The sequence below is a fragment of the Sphingomonas paludis genome, from assembly GCF_053502515.1.
The window spans coordinates 1,164,793-1,178,427 of record NZ_CP187558.1; the positions used below are offsets into that span (position 1 = coordinate 1,164,793).

Genomic DNA, 13,635 nt, shown 5'->3' on the forward strand with positions numbered 1-13,635 from the left:
GAAAGTGGCGCCGCCTGTCCTGCCTTACCGTGGATTTCTCGCATTTTTCGCGGCTTGCCGCAAGTTGGCACGATACTTGTGGCGAATACCGATGGCGGGTTTCCCGGTTTCCGAGAAACCCGCCAGCGTTATCAGTTACTTCGTCTCGCGGCTGGCCTTCAGCGCCTCGCCCAGGATGTCGCCGAGCGACGCACCCGAATCGGACGAACCATATTGCTGCACGGCCTGCTTCTCCTCGGCGATCTGCATCGCCTTGATCGAGAAGGTCGGCTTTTTGGACCGGTCGAAGCCGGTGACCATGGCGTCGAACTTCTGGCCGACCTGGAACCGCTCCGGACGCTGCTCGTCACGGTCGCGGCCGAGATCGGTGCGCTTGATGAAGCCGGTCGCGCCATCGTCGCCCGCCTGCACTTCAAGGCCCGCGTCGCGGACTTCAAGCACGGTGACCGTGGTGATCGCATTCTTGTTCAGACGGTCGCCCGCCGCCGCCGTCACGGGGCCGCCCCGCTCAAGCTGCTTCATGCCCAGGCTGATGCGCTCCTTGTCCGGCTCGATGGCCAGCACGACCGCCTGGACGGTTTCGCCCTTGCGGTGCAGCGCCAGCGCGTCCTCGCCCGAAATGCCCCATGCGATGTCCGACATGTGGACCATGCCGTCCACATCGTTGTCCAGGCCGATGAACAGGCCGAATTCGGTCGCGTTCTTGACTTCTCCCTCGACGGTCGAGCCAACCGGGTGTGCCTCGGCAAAGGCTTCCCACGGATTCTGCTGCGCCTGCTTGAGGCCGAGCGAAATGCGGCGCTTTTCCTGATCGACTTCCAGGACGACGACGTCGACTTCCTGGCTGGTCGACACGATCTTGCCGGGGTGGACGTTCTTCTTGGTCCAGCTCATCTCGCTGACATGGACCAGGCCTTCGATGCCCGCTTCCAGCTCGACGAAGGCGCCATATTCGGTGATGTTGGTCACGCGGCCCGACAGCTTGGCCCCGACCGGGTACTTGGCGAACGCGCCGTCCCACGGATCGCTTTCAAGCTGCTTCATGCCCAGGCTGATGCGCTGGGTGTCGCGATTGATGCGGATGATCTGGACGCGGACGGTCTGGCCGATCTCCAGCACTTCGGACGGATGATTGACCCGCTTGTAGCTGAGGTCGGTGACGTGCAGCAGGCCGTCGATGCCGCCCAGGTCGACGAACGCACCGTAATCGGTGATGTTCTTGACGACGCCGTCGATCACCTGGCCCTCGGCCAGCGACAGGATCAGGCCCGAACGCTGCTCGGCGCGGGTTTCCTCGAGCACCGCGCGGCGCGAGACGACGATGTTGCCGCGCTTGCGGTCCATCTTCAGAATCTGGAAAGGCTGCGGGATGTCCATCAGCGGCTGGACGTCGCGCACCGGACGGATGTCCACCTGGCTGCCGGGCAGGAAGGCGACGGCGCCGTTCAGGTCGACGGTGAAGCCGCCCTTGACGCGGCCGAAGATCACGCCTTCGACGCGCGCGGTCTTGGCGAATTCGGTTTCCAGCTTGTCCCAGGCGGCTTCGCGGCGGGCGCGGTCGCGGCTGAGCATCGCTTCGCCGTTCGCATTCTCGACGCGGTCGACATAGACTTCGACTTCGTCACCGACCTTCAGGTCGGCCTTCTGCCCCGGAGCGGCAAATTCGCGCAGCGGCACGCGGCCTTCGCTCTTCAGGCCGACGTCGATGACGGCCAGATCGTTTTCGATGCCGGTAACGGTGCCGATGACGACGCGGCCCTCAAAACCGTCGGAGCCGCCGAACATGTCGTCCAGCATTGCCGCGAAATCGTCGCGGGTTGGGTTTGCCGAAGTGGCCATAAAAGCGCAGTTCCTAAATCAATATTTTCCGGCCAGCCGGTTGTTTCCGGCGGTCTTTTGGCCGAACCGCCGCGGGGGCCGGTTGCCCGTCGCGGCATCCGGCAGACAGGGCGCATGGGCGGGGCATCGCAACAGCGAATGGCGCGAAAAGAGACCTCTTCGCGCCGCACCCGGCCGGCAACTCCGCCTGACGAACCGCGCGCCCATAGCTGCGAACCGGCACAAACGCAAGCTGGGCGGCTGGATCAGCGGGGTTTGGCTCGCTGTCCCTCGACCAGTTCGATGGCCCGCTGGACCGCCAGTTCGATCGACATCAGGCTGGTGTCGAGCGGTGCGGCATCGTCCGCCATCACCAGCGGTGCGGTGGACCGTCCCGAATCGCGTTCGTCGCGTTCCCGGATATCGGCCAGCACCCGGTCGAAGCTGACGTTGCTGCCCATCGACTTCAGGTCGGCGTGGCGGCGTCGGGCGCGGATCTGGGGCGTCGCCTTCACGAAAAGCTTGGCATCGGCATCGGGTGCGATGACGGTGCCGATGTCGCGCCCATCCAGCACGGCCCCACCGGGCTGACGGGCGAACCGCTGCTGCCGTTGGAACAGGGCGCGGCGGACCAGCGGATGCGCCGATACGATCGACGCAACCTGGCCCACTTCGTCCGTGCGCAGCCAGGGATCCGCCATCAGGGCATCGGCGAAATCGGTGCACGCGACCGCATCCGCCTCGACCGTCGGGTCCAGTTCCTCGCGCAGCACGGAAGCTGCAACGGCGCGGTAGAGCAGTCCGGTATCCAGATGCGGCAGGCCGTAATGCCGGGCGAGTGCCCGGGCGATGGTGCCCTTGCCCGATGCGGCGGGCCCGTCAACAGCGATGATCACTGGTCGCTCCACCGCGGGGCGGCTCCCAGCTGCTCGGCCGTTGCGATGAATGCCGGATAGCTGGTGGCGATCGGCGCGGCATCGTCGATCCGCACCGGAAGGCGGGAATGCATGCCCGCCACCGCCATGCTCATCGCGATACGGTGATCGAGCAGCGATGCCACCTGGCCAGGACCGCTGCCAGGCAGCGGATCGCCGCCGCGCCCGTTGATGGTCAGGCCATCCTCATGTTCGGTGACCGCGATGCCGCACAGCTCCAGAGCGGCCCGCATCGCGGCGATCCGATCGGATTCCTTGACGCGCAGTTCCTCTGCCCCGCGTGCGGTGGTGCGCCCGCTGGCAAAGGCGGCGGCGACGAACAGCGCGGGATATTCGTCGATCATGCTGGGTGCCAGGTCGGGCGGCACGTCGATGCCCGACAAAGCGGCGTGACGGACGCGCAGATCGGCCACGGGCTCTCCGCCGACGTCGCGTGCATCAAGTTCCTGGATATCGGCGCCCATCATCCGTAGCGCCGTGACGATCCCGGCACGGGTGGGGTTCAGTCCCACATTCTGGACGATCAGGTCGGAACCCGGCACGATGCTGGCCGCCACCAGCCAGAAGGCTGCGGAAGAGGGATCGCCGGGCACGGTGATCGCCTGCGGTTTCAGCTCCGCCTCGCCGTGCAGACGGATGATCCGCCCGGCGGGGGACCGCTCCACCGTTAGTTTCGCGCCGAACCCGGCCAGCATCCGTTCGCTATGGTCGCGCGTCGGCACCGGTTCGATCACGGTGGTGATGCCCGGCGTGTTTAGCCCGGCCAGCAGGATCGCGGATTTCACCTGCGCACTGGCGACGGGCAGCGTGTAGTCGATCGGTATGGCGGGCACGACCCCGCGCATGGTGAGGGGCAGGCGATTGCCCGGACTGGCGGTGAACTCCGCCCCCATGCGCGACAGCGGATCGATCACGCGCGCCATGGGCCGTTTGCTGAGCGATGCATCGCCGATCAGCGTCGCAGTGATGCGGTGGCTGGCGATCAGGCCCATCAGCAGCCTGGTGGACGTGCCGGAATTGCCCATGTCGAGCGCCTGTTCCGGCTGAAGCAGTCCGCCCACGCCTACGCCGTCGACCGTCCATCCGCCATCGCTACCACGCACGATCCCGGCCCCCATCGCCCGCATCGCAGCGGCGGTGGCCAGCACATCCTCGCCCTCCAGCAATCCCTGGATCGTCGTTCTGCCCACGGCCAACGCCCCGAACATCAGCGAACGGTGGCTGATGGACTTGTCGCCCGGCACGCGCACCGTGCCTCGCAATGGGCCGGAAGCGGAGATTTCAAGCGGGCGGGCAGGGGTGAGCGCAGACATGGCGGGCGGGCTTTTGACAGCGCGCTTGCGCTATGGCAAGGCGCCCCCCACTTTGCCGGTCCAGCGAGCGCGCCAGGACCAGTATCCAGCAGAATTGAAAGGCAAGAGGCGGCACATGGTCAAGCCGGAATGGGGCACGAAGCGAACCTGCCCGAAATGCGCGACGCGCTTTTATGATCTGACCAAGGACGATCCGGTCACCTGCATCAACTGCGGTTCGACTTGGTATCCCGAGCCGATCCTGAAGTCCAAGCAGCCCCTGCCGTTCGAAGCGGCCAAGGGTCCCGTGGAAAAGGTCGAGGCGAACAACGACCTGGCGGCGGATGAGGATCTGGACATCGCCGACGAGGACAGCGATTCGCCCGATGACGAGGTGGATCTGGGCGGCGACGACGATCTGGGCGTCGACACCAGCGACGACGACGACGAGAATTGAAAAATAGCGAGCGCCCCGACATCGGGGCGCTTGCAATCCCATCGGAGCGTCGCTAGAGGGCGACGCCTTCCCGGAAGTGTGGGGCCGTAGCTCAGCTGGGAGAGCGCTGCAATGGCATTGCAGAGGTCAGGGGTTCGATCCCCCTCGGCTCCACCATCATCCCTCCGATCTGTTCCAGGCGTACCGGGCGGCAGGCCCGTGAGGCGCTCTGCCGCTGGTGCGGATGATTAACCGCGCATCGACCCATATTCCGTTCCATCATCCGCGTTTAGTCTCTTGACGAAGGTCGGGGCTCCGTGAGAGCGTTAACAATCGCACAAGGGGAATGCCGAAAAGGCTCGTGCGGTGATCATAAAAAAATGGATATGGAGAGAGAGATGACCTTCAAAGGACGGATGATGATAGCGCTAACTCGCGTGCTGCCGATGGCGGCCGTGGGGGTTTTGGGCAGCATGGCGATGACCGGCACGGCCCAGGCGCAGACGATCTGCAGCAATTCCACCGGCAATCAAGGCGGCTATTTCTGGACCTTTTTCCGCGATAGCGGATCGGGGTGCATGACGCTGGGTGCCAATGGCAATTTCAGTGTGAACTGGCAACTGGGCGGCAGCGGCAACCTGGTGGTCGGCAAGGGCTGGGCGACGGGGTCGACCACTCGGCGGATCGGGTACAATGCGGGCGTGTTCAACGCCGGCAACAACGGGTATCTGACGCTGTACGGTTGGACCACCAATCCGCTGGTCGAATATTATGTCGTGGACAACTGGGGCAATTTCACGCCGCCGGGCAATGCGGCGCAGCTGGGCACGGTGAATACCGATGGCGGCACGTACCGCATTTACCGCACGCAGCGGGTGAATGCGCCGTCGATCATCGGCAACGCGACCTTTTACCAATATTGGTCGGTCCGCACCCAGAAGCGGGCGACCGGTCAGAACCACACCATCACCTTTGCCAACCACGTCAATGCCTGGCGCAATGCGGGCATGAACCTGGGGCAGATGAACTATCAGGTCATGGCGGCCGAAGGGTTTGGCAGCAATGGCAGCGCCAACATCACGGTGTGGCAGCAGTAATCCGCGTCTGACGCGGCAAAAGGGGGAAGGGGGGCTGGCCAATGGCCGGTCCCCTTTTTCCATGGCCGGTCAATCGCCGGCCGCATTTTCCCGTTGGGCGCGGGCGCGGTCGGCGCGGTCCTGGCGGTCGGCCATCTGAAGCCAGGCGGCCTCGGAGCGGAGCGCGCGGTCGCGGACATTGTCGAGGGTCGCGGCGTCCGCTTCGGCACGGGCGCGGACGGCATTCTCACGGTAGGGCGGCTGGGCCATGATCATCCTTTCGCTCAAGAGCCGGTCAGTGGAACGGGCGACAGGCAATGCCCGCCGCCCGTCCGGTCGGTCGTGTTACGCGGCGGTCAGGTTGACCGCGCTGGTCTTGCCGCGGCGATCCTGCTCCAGCTCGTAGCTGAGGCGCTGATCCTGCTGCAACGTGACCATGCCCGCGCGCTCGACGGCGGTGATGTGGACGAAGGCATCGTTGCCGCCGCCATCGGGGGCGATGAAGCCATAGCCCTTGTCCGCGTTGAAGAACTTGACGGTTCCGGTGATGCTCATGGGTATTTCCTTCATGTTGTCGGCCAAGCCCGATGCGGGCGGAGCCTCGCGCTGGCAGGAGCAGGGAATGAAGGAAGAAGGAGCCGCAAAGCACCGAAGACCGTCGATATGCGACTGTAGCAGGATAGATATGGGGAGCGGGGCACCCCGGCGCAAGGGGCGCGGGCGGATCGGCACCGCGCGTCCCTTGCACCACGGATCAGTTCGCTACCGGTGCCGCCAGGATCGGCTCCGCCGGCGGGACGGGATTGGCAAGGGCCGGGGCGAGCGCCGCCCGGTCCGCCGCCGACATCGGCGCATCCATGTCTGGCCGGAAATGCGGATCGGCGCGGTCGGAGCCGTCGGGATGATCCGCGCGCTCCAGATCCGGGGCGGGATGGCCGGGGGCCGGGGCATCGGGATCGAAGCGGCTGGAGCGGCCGAGCATCAAGAGCGCGGCGATCGCACCCACCCCGGCCAGCGCCGCGCCGATCCAGGGCAGGGCACCCGCGCCGGCCGACGCCCTGCCATTGGCGCGCGCCTTTCCGGTCGCCGACTTGCGGGCGGCGCCCTTGCCGGAGGATTTGCGAACGGAGGATTTGGCGGGGGTGGCGGTGGCCATGTCGGGCATCCTTGTTACTGTTGCGTGCCCATCAAGCGCGCGAGGCGGGCGGGGGTTCCGGCGGGACGGCGCGGACCGGCGGCGGGATCGGTTGACGGTTTTGACGAAAAGGGCGGGTGTGCGGGCCGACGCGCCAGCAGCGCGACCGCGACGCGACAGGGAAGCGACAGGGAGGCGCGGCGTGTCGGCGGCGTGGGTCAGGGCCGGGAAGGCAGGGCAAGCGGGCATGATCGGTCCGGATGAAGGGGCGGCGGCCATCGGGGCAGTCGCGACAGGAGGGTAAGCGGGAAAGGGGCCTGTAGGACAGCGCCGAGCGCCCGAGCGATTAGCAGCGTTAATCGCGAGGCCCGCGTGAATATGCGGGAGGCGAGGCCGGCCGGCGGGTTGCGCAGCCAGCCCGTCCGACCCCGGCCTTCGCCGGGGCAGGCTTGCGGCTTTGCCGCGACGGCCAGCCATTCCCGTTGCCGCCACCGACGCGGTAAGGAGCAAGTGACCTCGCGCAAAGACACAAAGCCACCAAGCGGTAAGGCCCAACGAAAAGGGCGCGACAAGCCGAAGCCTGCCGCGCCCCTGATCCGTCCGCGTGAAGCGGCTTACTTGCCCTGAAGCGCGTGCTTCAGATCGCGCATCTCGTCATGGCCGGCACGGACCGAGGTCCAGGCATGGCCGATGGCGGAGCGGGTTTCGGGCGACAGGTCGTCGTCCTTCAGCGCGTCCTCGAACTTCGCCTTGATATGATCCTCGCCAGCCTCGACCTCATTGACGATCGCCTGGTCGTCCTGGCCGGTAACGGCGGATTTCAGGTTGAGGAACATGCGGTGCGCGCCGGCAAGGGCGGTGCCGTCATCCTCAGGCGTGCCGCCGAGCCGCGTGACTTCCGACTGAAGCGCGTTCGCGGCCTGACGCCGTTCGGAGGCGCGGCTGTTGAACATCTGGACATAGCGGCTGTTGTCCGCATCCTTCGCGGCCTCGGTATAGCCGTCGACGCTGTCGATCGTGGTGGCGATCAGCGAATTGAGGGTGCGGATATCGTGGCTGGTATCGGCCATGGGCGTCTCTCCTTGTTTCCGGTTGGGGATACAGGGGGAGCGCATGAGCGGCGGGATAGTTGCGTAAAGGCAAACCCTCTCAGCGATATACTTCGCGCCGATGGCCGACTTCGATGACAAACACTGTGACTGTTTCGTCTTCAATCTCGGCGATCACCCGGTAATCGCCAACCCGAAATCGCCAATAGCCGGTCCAGCCGCCGGTCAGCGGTTCAGCCGTCGCGCGAGGGTCATCGGATTGCGCGACAACCGCGAGCTTTTTGAGGATGCGGGTGCGCGCAACCGCGTCGATCCCGGCGATCTGCTTTTCCGCCCTTCGGCTGAATTCAACCTGCCACATTATACCGCGTCATCATCTCGCGCAGTGAGATGGTGTCGGCGCGGTCCAGCTCGCGGCTAGCCTCGACTGCAACGGCATAGTCTTCAAGGTCTTCGAGATAGGCGAGCAGCGCCTTGCGCGCGAGATCGGCCGGTGCCTCACCAGTGCGGGCGGCAACGGCGGCAAGCGCCTGTTCCAGCGCGGGGTCGAGGTTGAGTTCGATCATGGGCGGCGTCCTTTGTGCGAGATCATCGCATATTGACCACTACAAAGGAAACACCCAGTCTGTTTTGCATGACGGTGCCCGGCTTTCCTCGCATTAGCATTGATCCACTGGTTTGCGGTGGCCGGCCGATCGTGGCGGGCACCCGGATGCGGGTGAGCGACGTGCTGGAAATGCTGGCGGGCGGTGCGACCCCGGCGGAGATTGCGGCCGACTTTTCTATGTCGATGAGGATGATGTTCGCGCCGTGTTGGCCTATGCGGCGGCGCAGGGGTAACTAGGTACCATGTTCCCGGAACTCCCCATGCTGCTTTTTCCGCGTGATGAAGCGTGTGGCGGGAACCGGTGATGGAGGAGAGCGTCGGCGCTTACTTCGCGGGTATCGCCAGTATGCGGCTAACGACCCAAGTAAGTGCGGACAGAGCCATGAGGCTCCAGCATGCGAGAAAAACTAGTAGTGGCGCGATATTGCGCAAAACGTCCTCTCGAACGATACTAGCGAGCAGGCTGAACACTGTGAGGAAAAGAAGTCGCCAAATTGACGAAGATATCAGACGTGGCAATTCAGCGTATGATTTCGAAGATCTCAAAACTTTGAACTCGTCCCCTTTCACATGTCCGATCAAAAACGTACCAGCTGCAATCACAAATCCCAAAAGCGAAGCACTGGTTGCAAACAGGTTGAGAACGGATGATTGAACCTGCGCTGACCCGATACTTTCGAATATTGCAAAGTCAATTCGGATAGAAATATAACATATTATCGCCGCTGCAACTGACACCAGCGCGTCACACCTTAGCCGAAATCGGTAATAAAATCCTACCATAGCTCATTGGCTACCGCAGCCGCATGCAATTTATCTCGCTTTGCCTCGTAAGCAGCTTCAATAATCTGATAAGCTTGCGCGCTGTCAATGCTTCTCGACCGCGCCGTCCTTCGTCTAAATATCTCTCCAGAAACTAGCTTTTCCTCTAGTATGTCAACGTACCTCGGCACAGTTGATCCAGAGATATAACCTGTAGCTTTCAGTGTCTTGAAACGCTCACGATCCTGAGGTCGTCGCTTTATAAGCATCGCGAGCTTGGCAGTGAGCGACTGGAGCGTGGTTGCGCCAAGGTCAGAAGTTAGAGCAATACCGACCTTCTTCGAAGCACCAGCCTTTGCGGACGCTTCAACAGCCGCCGCTAAATTATCGTCGGCTTCTCTAATAAGTTGCGCTGTGTCAGGAGGAACGTCCAGTTCTAGAACCCGAACTGTACCCATTCTTTCAACGACCTCGACAATATCTCGCTCGAACAACGGCAGAAATCTCGGTGCGGTTGGAAGGTTGGCACCCTTATCGAACAAGTATGGCCCCAGCTTGGCCAATCGGGGTCCGTCATGGTTGAATTCGGATGCCACGTGCCCATCCTCAAAAATTATCACGTGGCATACGTCAATGAGGCCTTCGTCCTCCCGCAATGCAAGCGTCTTCAGCTGGCCCTCCCGCTCAATATCTGGAAGAAGGTTGCGCCGAGTTCGACCAAATCGTAAACGTAAAGGATACTCTAAACTATCAGGAAACCCGCAGAGCAAAGAATTTGTCTGGGCATCAGCTTGATACCTGCCCTTATCATTAAAAGGGAGATTTTCTATTCGCTGAAATGCACCAGACAGTCGCTCTTTGAACTGTTCAAAATGTTCTATGCGAAAGAAATATACCTTCCGTGCAACTACGATCTCGTCGTCCGCCATGCCCCCTCCTCAAATAGGCCCTACTCCGCCGCCGCATTCTCCCCAACCCTACCCCGCTCCAACAACGGCGCAAGATACTTCCCCGTAAAGCTCGTCTCCACCTTCACCACCTGTTCCGGCGTGCCAGTCGCCACAATCTCGCCACCCTTCACGCCGCCTTCCGGGCCGAGGTCGATGATCCAGTCAGCGGTCTTGATGACGTCGAGATTGTGTTCGATCACGACGACGCTGTTGCCCTGTTCAACGAGGGCGTGGAGCACCTCCAGCAGTTTTCGCACGTCCTCGAAATGCAGGCCGGTGGTCGGCTCATCGAGGATGTAGAGCGTCTGTCCGGTGGAGCGGCGGGCGAGTTCCTTTGACAGTTTCACGCGCTGGGCCTCGCCGCCGGACAGGGTCGTCGCCTGTTGCCCGACCTTGACATAGCCAAGGCCCACTTCGGCCAGCATGGCCATGCGTTCGCGGATCGGGGGCACGGCCTTGAAGAATTCCACCGCATCCTCGACCGTCATGTCGAGCACGTCGGCGATCGACTTGCCCTTGAACTTCACCTCCAGCGTTTCGCGGTTGTACCGCTGGCCATGGCAGACATCGCAGGTGACATAGACGTCGGGCAGGAAGTGCATCTCGATCTTGAGCACGCCGTCGCCCTGGCACGCCTCGCACCGGCCGCCCTTGACGTTGAAGCTGAACCGGCCGGGCTTGTAGCCGCGCGCTTGGGCTTCAGGGAGCCCCGCGAACCAGTCGCGGATATGGGTGAAGGCGCCGGTATAGGTGGCGGGATTGGAGCGCGGGGTGCGGCCGATGGGCGACTGGTCGATGTCGATGACCTTGTCGAGATGTTCGAGGCCCATGATCTTGTCGTGCCGGCCCATCGGCACGCGCGCGCCGTTCAGCGTGCGGGCGGCGGCGGCATAGAGGGTGTCGAGCGTGAAGCTGGACTTGCCCGAGCCGGAGACGCCGGTGATGCAGGTGAAGGTGCCGAGCGGCACGCTGGCCGTCACGCCCTTCAGATTGTTGGCGGTGGCATTGTGGACGGTGAGCTTCTTGCCATTGCCCTTGCGCCGCTTTTTCGGGACCGCGATGCTGCGCGTGCCGTTCAGGTAATCGGCGGTGACGCTGCCCGGGGTGGCGAGCAGTTCGGGCAGGGTGCCGTGCGCGACGACGGTGCCGCCATGCACGCCCGCGCCCGGCCCCATGTCGATGACATAATCGGCGGTGCGGATCGCATCCTCGTCATGTTCCACCACCAGCACGGTGTTGCCGAGATCGCGCAGGCGGCGGAGCGTGGCGAGCAGCATGTCGTTGTCCCGCTGATGCAGGCCGATGCTGGGTTCGTCGAGGACATAGAGCACGCCGGAGAGGCCGGAGCCGATCTGGCTGGCAAGGCGGATGCGCTGGGATTCGCCGCCGGACAGGGTGCCGCTGGTGCGATCGAGGTTGAGGTAATCCAGCCCGACATTGTTGAGGAAGCCGAGGCGTTCGAGGATTTCCTTGAGGATGGGGGCCGCGATCTGGCGCTGCTGATCGGTGAGCTGATCGGGCAGCGACTGGAACCAGGCGAGCGCGTCGACCACCGACAGGCGGGTGGCATAGGCGATGGGCTGATGCGCGATCTTGACCGCGAGGGCTTCGGGCTTGAGGCGGGCGCCGTGGCAGGTTTCGCACGGGTGCGCGGCCTGATATTTGCTCAGCTCTTCGCGCATCCAGGCGCTTTCGGTCTGCAAGAGGCGGCGGTTGAGGTTGCCGATCACGCCCTCGAACGGCTTCTTCACGTCATACGACTTGCGGCCGTCGATGAAGGTGAGCGTGACCGGCTTGCCGCCGGTGCCGTGGAGGATGATGAGCTGAACCTCTCCGGGCAGATCCTGCCACGGGGTGTCGAGGCTGAACCCGAATTCGCGGGCGAGGCTGGCCAGCACCTGCATATAATAGGGGCTGGGCGGGTTGGACTTGGCCCAGGGGACGATCGCGCCCTTTTTCAGGCTGAGCGCGGCGTTGGGGACGACCAGGTCGGCGTCGAATTCCTGGCGCTCGCCCAGGCCGTCGCACGCGGGGCAGGCGCCCTGGGGCGCGTTGAAGCTGAACAGGCGCGGCTCGATTTCCGCGATGGTGAAGCCGGAGACGGGGCAGGCGAATTTTTCGCTGAACACGATGCGATTGGCTGGAATCCCTGCGCCCTTCATCGCGCCGGCGTCCGCCGCCTCATCCTCCCGGCCCGGCACGACGCCGTCGACCAGATCGACATAGGCCAGGCCCTCGGCCAGTTTCAGCGCGGTCTCGAAGCTTTCCGCCAGGCGGGTGGCGATGTCGCCACCAACGACCAGCCGGTCGACCACCACTTCGATGTCGTGCTTGTATTTCTTGTCGAGCGCGGGGGCTTCCTCGATCGCGTGCTGCTCGCCGTCGATGCGGACGCGGGTGAAGCCGGCGCGCTGCCATTCGGCCAGTTCCTTGGCGTAACTGCCCTTTCGCCCGCGGACGACGGGGGCGAGGAGGAGGAGGCGCGTCCCCTCTGGCAGGGCGAGCACGCGGTCGACCATCTGGCTGACCGTCTGCGCGCTGATCGGCAGGCCGGTGGCGGGGGAATAGGGGATGCCGACCCGCGCCCAGAGGAGGCGCATGTAATCGTAGATTTCCGTCACGGTAGCGACCGTGGAGCGCGGATTGCGGCTGGTCGTCTTCTGCTCGATGCTGATCGCGGGGGACAGGCCCTCGATATGATCGACATCGGGCTTCTGCATCATCTCAAGGAATTGGCGCGCATAGGCGGAGAGCGATTCCACATAGCGCCGCTGCCCCTCGGCATAGATGGTGTCGAAGGCGAGGGACGACTTGCCGCTGCCCGACAGGCCGGTGATGACCGTCAGCGTGTCGCGCGGAATGTCGATGTCCACGCCCTTGAGATTATGCTCGCGCGCGCCGCGGACGGAGATGTGGGAAAGGCTCATGTGGCGGAGTTCTAGCTTTGTTCTGGAGGAGAATCCAGTCAGCGAGATAGGGGGTGTAGTGACGGGTTGCGAGGGGGCGTGCGGCCCTTGTTGCATCGATCGGGCGGCCCCATCTGCGGCGCTGACCGAGGGGGAATCACCATGCACACACTCTACGACGTTTCGGTGCCGCCGATGATCCGCGCGCTGACAGCGATGAAGGCGTTTCTGGAAAAGGGGCGCGCCTATGCCGAGGCGCAGGGATGGGACGAGGCCGAGCTGATCGAGGCGCGGCTGTACGAGGACATGGCGCCCCTGACCGGACAGGTGCAGCGGGCGAGCGACAGCGCCAAGTTCCTGGCGGTGCGCGTGGGCGGGGCGGAGCCGGTGGCGATGCCCGACGAGGAGGCGAGCTTTGCCGAACTGGCCGAGCGGATCGACCGGACGATCGCGGTGCTGAACGCCGTCCCGCGCGAAGGGTTCGACGGGAAGGAGGACGCGGAAATCATTCTGAAGACGCCGCGCGGCGACATTCCGTTTCGCGGCACCGATTACGTGTTGGGTTTCGCCATCCCCAATTTCTATTTCCACGTGACGACCGCCTACGCGATCATGCGCATGAAGGGCGTGCCGGTGGGCAAGATGGACTTTCTGGGGGCGCGGTAGCCA

General features: G+C 63.9%; 15 protein-coding genes and 1 tRNA gene. 5 read left to right on the top strand and 11 right to left on the bottom strand.

Annotated features, from left to right (window positions below; translation table 11 throughout):
• Positions 1 to 135 precede the first annotated feature (135 nt).
• The 3 genes from rpsA to aroA form a co-directional block, all read right to left on the bottom strand.
• A complete protein-coding gene (gene rpsA, locus ACPVPU_RS05620; protein ID WP_448659987.1) occupies positions 136 to 1,839 on the bottom strand; it encodes a 30S ribosomal protein S1 in 1,704 nt (567 codons plus the stop codon).
• 245 nt (positions 1,840 to 2,084) lie between these two features.
• The gene (gene cmk / locus ACPVPU_RS05625) at positions 2,085 to 2,714 is read right to left on the bottom strand and encodes a (d)CMP kinase (protein WP_448659988.1); all 630 of its coding nucleotides are present in this window, start codon (positions 2,712 to 2,714) and stop codon (positions 2,085 to 2,087) included.
• A complete protein-coding gene (gene aroA / locus ACPVPU_RS05630; RefSeq protein ID WP_448659989.1) occupies positions 2,711 to 4,066 on the bottom strand; it encodes a 3-phosphoshikimate 1-carboxyvinyltransferase in 1,356 nt (451 codons plus the stop codon). Before aroA ends, cmk begins: the two co-directional genes overlap by 4 nt.
• Before the next feature lie 115 nt (positions 4,067 to 4,181).
• On the opposite strand from aroA, the gene ACPVPU_RS05635 reads away from it, so the two are divergent.
• The 3 genes from ACPVPU_RS05635 (at position 4,182) to ACPVPU_RS05645 (ending at position 5,578) form a co-directional block, all read left to right on the top strand.
• Positions 4,182 to 4,502: a TIGR02300 family protein gene (locus ACPVPU_RS05635; RefSeq protein WP_448659990.1), complete on the top strand. Its 321-nt coding sequence runs from the start codon at positions 4,182 to 4,184 to the stop codon at positions 4,500 to 4,502.
• A gap of 80 nt (positions 4,503 to 4,582) precedes the next feature.
• Positions 4,583 to 4,658: transfer RNA gene (locus ACPVPU_RS05640), tRNA-Ala, on the top strand.
• Between the two features lie 221 nt (positions 4,659 to 4,879).
• Positions 4,880 to 5,578, top strand: coding sequence for a glycoside hydrolase family 11 protein (locus ACPVPU_RS05645; RefSeq protein WP_448659991.1), 699 nt, complete (start codon positions 4,880 to 4,882; stop codon positions 5,576 to 5,578).
• 69 nt (positions 5,579 to 5,647) lie between these two features.
• On the opposite strand, the gene ACPVPU_RS05650 is transcribed toward ACPVPU_RS05645, so the two are convergent.
• From ACPVPU_RS05650 to relB, 6 genes are all read right to left on the bottom strand, one after another.
• Positions 5,648 to 5,827 carry a hypothetical protein gene (locus ACPVPU_RS05650; protein ID WP_448659992.1) on the bottom strand — a complete coding sequence of 60 codons (180 nt, stop codon included), beginning with the start codon at positions 5,825 to 5,827 and terminating at the stop codon, positions 5,648 to 5,650.
• A gap of 75 nt (positions 5,828 to 5,902) precedes the next feature.
• On the bottom strand, positions 5,903 to 6,112 hold the full coding sequence (locus ACPVPU_RS05655; RefSeq protein ID WP_448659993.1) for a cold-shock protein: 210 nt from the start codon (positions 6,110 to 6,112) through the stop codon (positions 5,903 to 5,905).
• 199 nt (positions 6,113 to 6,311) lie between these two features.
• The gene (locus ACPVPU_RS05660; protein ID WP_448659994.1) at positions 6,312 to 6,713 is read right to left on the bottom strand and encodes a hypothetical protein; all 402 of its coding nucleotides are present in this window, start codon (positions 6,711 to 6,713) and stop codon (positions 6,312 to 6,314) included.
• A 593-nt stretch (positions 6,714 to 7,306) separates the two neighbouring features.
• Positions 7,307 to 7,762, bottom strand: a complete 456-nt coding sequence (locus tag ACPVPU_RS05665; RefSeq protein WP_448659995.1) for a PA2169 family four-helix-bundle protein — start codon at positions 7,760 to 7,762, stop codon at positions 7,307 to 7,309.
• A 79-nt stretch (positions 7,763 to 7,841) separates the two neighbouring features.
• A complete protein-coding gene (locus ACPVPU_RS05670; protein WP_448659996.1) occupies positions 7,842 to 8,102 on the bottom strand; it encodes a type II toxin-antitoxin system RelE family toxin in 261 nt (86 codons plus the stop codon).
• Positions 8,089 to 8,307 carry a type II toxin-antitoxin system RelB family antitoxin gene (relB, locus tag ACPVPU_RS05675; protein WP_448659997.1) on the bottom strand — a complete coding sequence of 73 codons (219 nt, stop codon included), beginning with the start codon at positions 8,305 to 8,307 and terminating at the stop codon, positions 8,089 to 8,091. The genes ACPVPU_RS05670 and relB overlap by 14 nt, the downstream gene beginning before the upstream one ends.
• Positions 8,308 to 8,453: 146 nt before the next feature.
• Here relB and ACPVPU_RS05680 point away from each other — a divergent pair, with 146 nt between their 5' ends.
• Positions 8,454 to 8,585, top strand: a complete 132-nt coding sequence (locus ACPVPU_RS05680) for a hypothetical protein (protein WP_448660428.1) — start codon at positions 8,454 to 8,456, stop codon at positions 8,583 to 8,585.
• A gap of 539 nt (positions 8,586 to 9,124) precedes the next feature.
• Here the strand turns inward: ACPVPU_RS05680 and ACPVPU_RS05685 are convergent.
• Together ACPVPU_RS05685 and uvrA are read right to left on the bottom strand one after the other, a co-directional pair.
• Positions 9,125 to 10,039 (bottom strand): hypothetical protein, encoded by a 915-nt coding sequence (locus tag ACPVPU_RS05685; protein WP_448659998.1) that lies wholly within the window; start codon positions 10,037 to 10,039, stop codon positions 9,125 to 9,127.
• Between the two features lie 20 nt (positions 10,040 to 10,059).
• On the bottom strand, positions 10,060 to 12,987 hold the full coding sequence (gene uvrA / locus ACPVPU_RS05690; RefSeq protein ID WP_448659999.1) for an excinuclease ABC subunit UvrA: 2,928 nt from the start codon (positions 12,985 to 12,987) through the stop codon (positions 10,060 to 10,062).
• 141 nt (positions 12,988 to 13,128) lie between these two features.
• On the opposite strand from uvrA, the gene ACPVPU_RS05695 reads away from it, so the two are divergent.
• Entirely contained in the window at positions 13,129 to 13,632 is a 504-nt protein-coding gene (locus ACPVPU_RS05695; RefSeq protein ID WP_448660000.1) for a DUF1993 domain-containing protein, read from the top strand.
• Positions 13,633 to 13,635: the final 3 nt, after the last annotated feature.

Excerpts from the sequence above, each read along its gene's own strand:
- rpsA (WP_448659987.1), bottom strand. The coding sequence starts at position 1,839 with ATGGCCACTTCGGCAAACCCAACCCGCGACGATTTCGCGGCAATGCTG.
- aroA (WP_448659989.1), bottom strand. The coding sequence starts at position 4,066 with ATGTCTGCGCTCACCCCTGCCCGCCCGCTTGAAATCTCCGCTTCCGGC.
- ACPVPU_RS05635 (WP_448659990.1), top strand. The coding sequence starts at position 4,182 with ATGGTCAAGCCGGAATGGGGCACGAAGCGAACCTGCCCGAAATGCGCG.
- ACPVPU_RS05645 (WP_448659991.1), top strand. The coding sequence starts at position 4,880 with ATGACCTTCAAAGGACGGATGATGATAGCGCTAACTCGCGTGCTGCCG.
- ACPVPU_RS05650 (WP_448659992.1), bottom strand. The coding sequence starts at position 5,827 with ATGGCCCAGCCGCCCTACCGTGAGAATGCCGTCCGCGCCCGTGCCGAA.
- ACPVPU_RS05655 (WP_448659993.1), bottom strand. The coding sequence starts at position 6,112 with ATGAGCATCACCGGAACCGTCAAGTTCTTCAACGCGGACAAGGGCTAT.
- ACPVPU_RS05660 (WP_448659994.1), bottom strand. The coding sequence starts at position 6,713 with ATGGCCACCGCCACCCCCGCCAAATCCTCCGTTCGCAAATCCTCCGGC.
- ACPVPU_RS05665 (WP_448659995.1), bottom strand. The coding sequence starts at position 7,762 with ATGGCCGATACCAGCCACGATATCCGCACCCTCAATTCGCTGATCGCC.
- ACPVPU_RS05670 (WP_448659996.1), bottom strand. The coding sequence starts at position 8,102 with ATGTGGCAGGTTGAATTCAGCCGAAGGGCGGAAAAGCAGATCGCCGGG.
- relB (WP_448659997.1), bottom strand. The coding sequence starts at position 8,307 with ATGATCGAACTCAACCTCGACCCCGCGCTGGAACAGGCGCTTGCCGCC.
- ACPVPU_RS05680 (WP_448660428.1), top strand. The coding sequence starts at position 8,454 with ATGCGGGTGAGCGACGTGCTGGAAATGCTGGCGGGCGGTGCGACCCCG.
- ACPVPU_RS05685 (WP_448659998.1), bottom strand. The coding sequence starts at position 10,039 with ATGGCGGACGACGAGATCGTAGTTGCACGGAAGGTATATTTCTTTCGC.
- uvrA (WP_448659999.1), bottom strand. The coding sequence starts at position 12,987 with ATGAGCCTTTCCCACATCTCCGTCCGCGGCGCGCGCGAGCATAATCTC.
- ACPVPU_RS05695 (WP_448660000.1), top strand. The coding sequence starts at position 13,129 with ATGCACACACTCTACGACGTTTCGGTGCCGCCGATGATCCGCGCGCTG.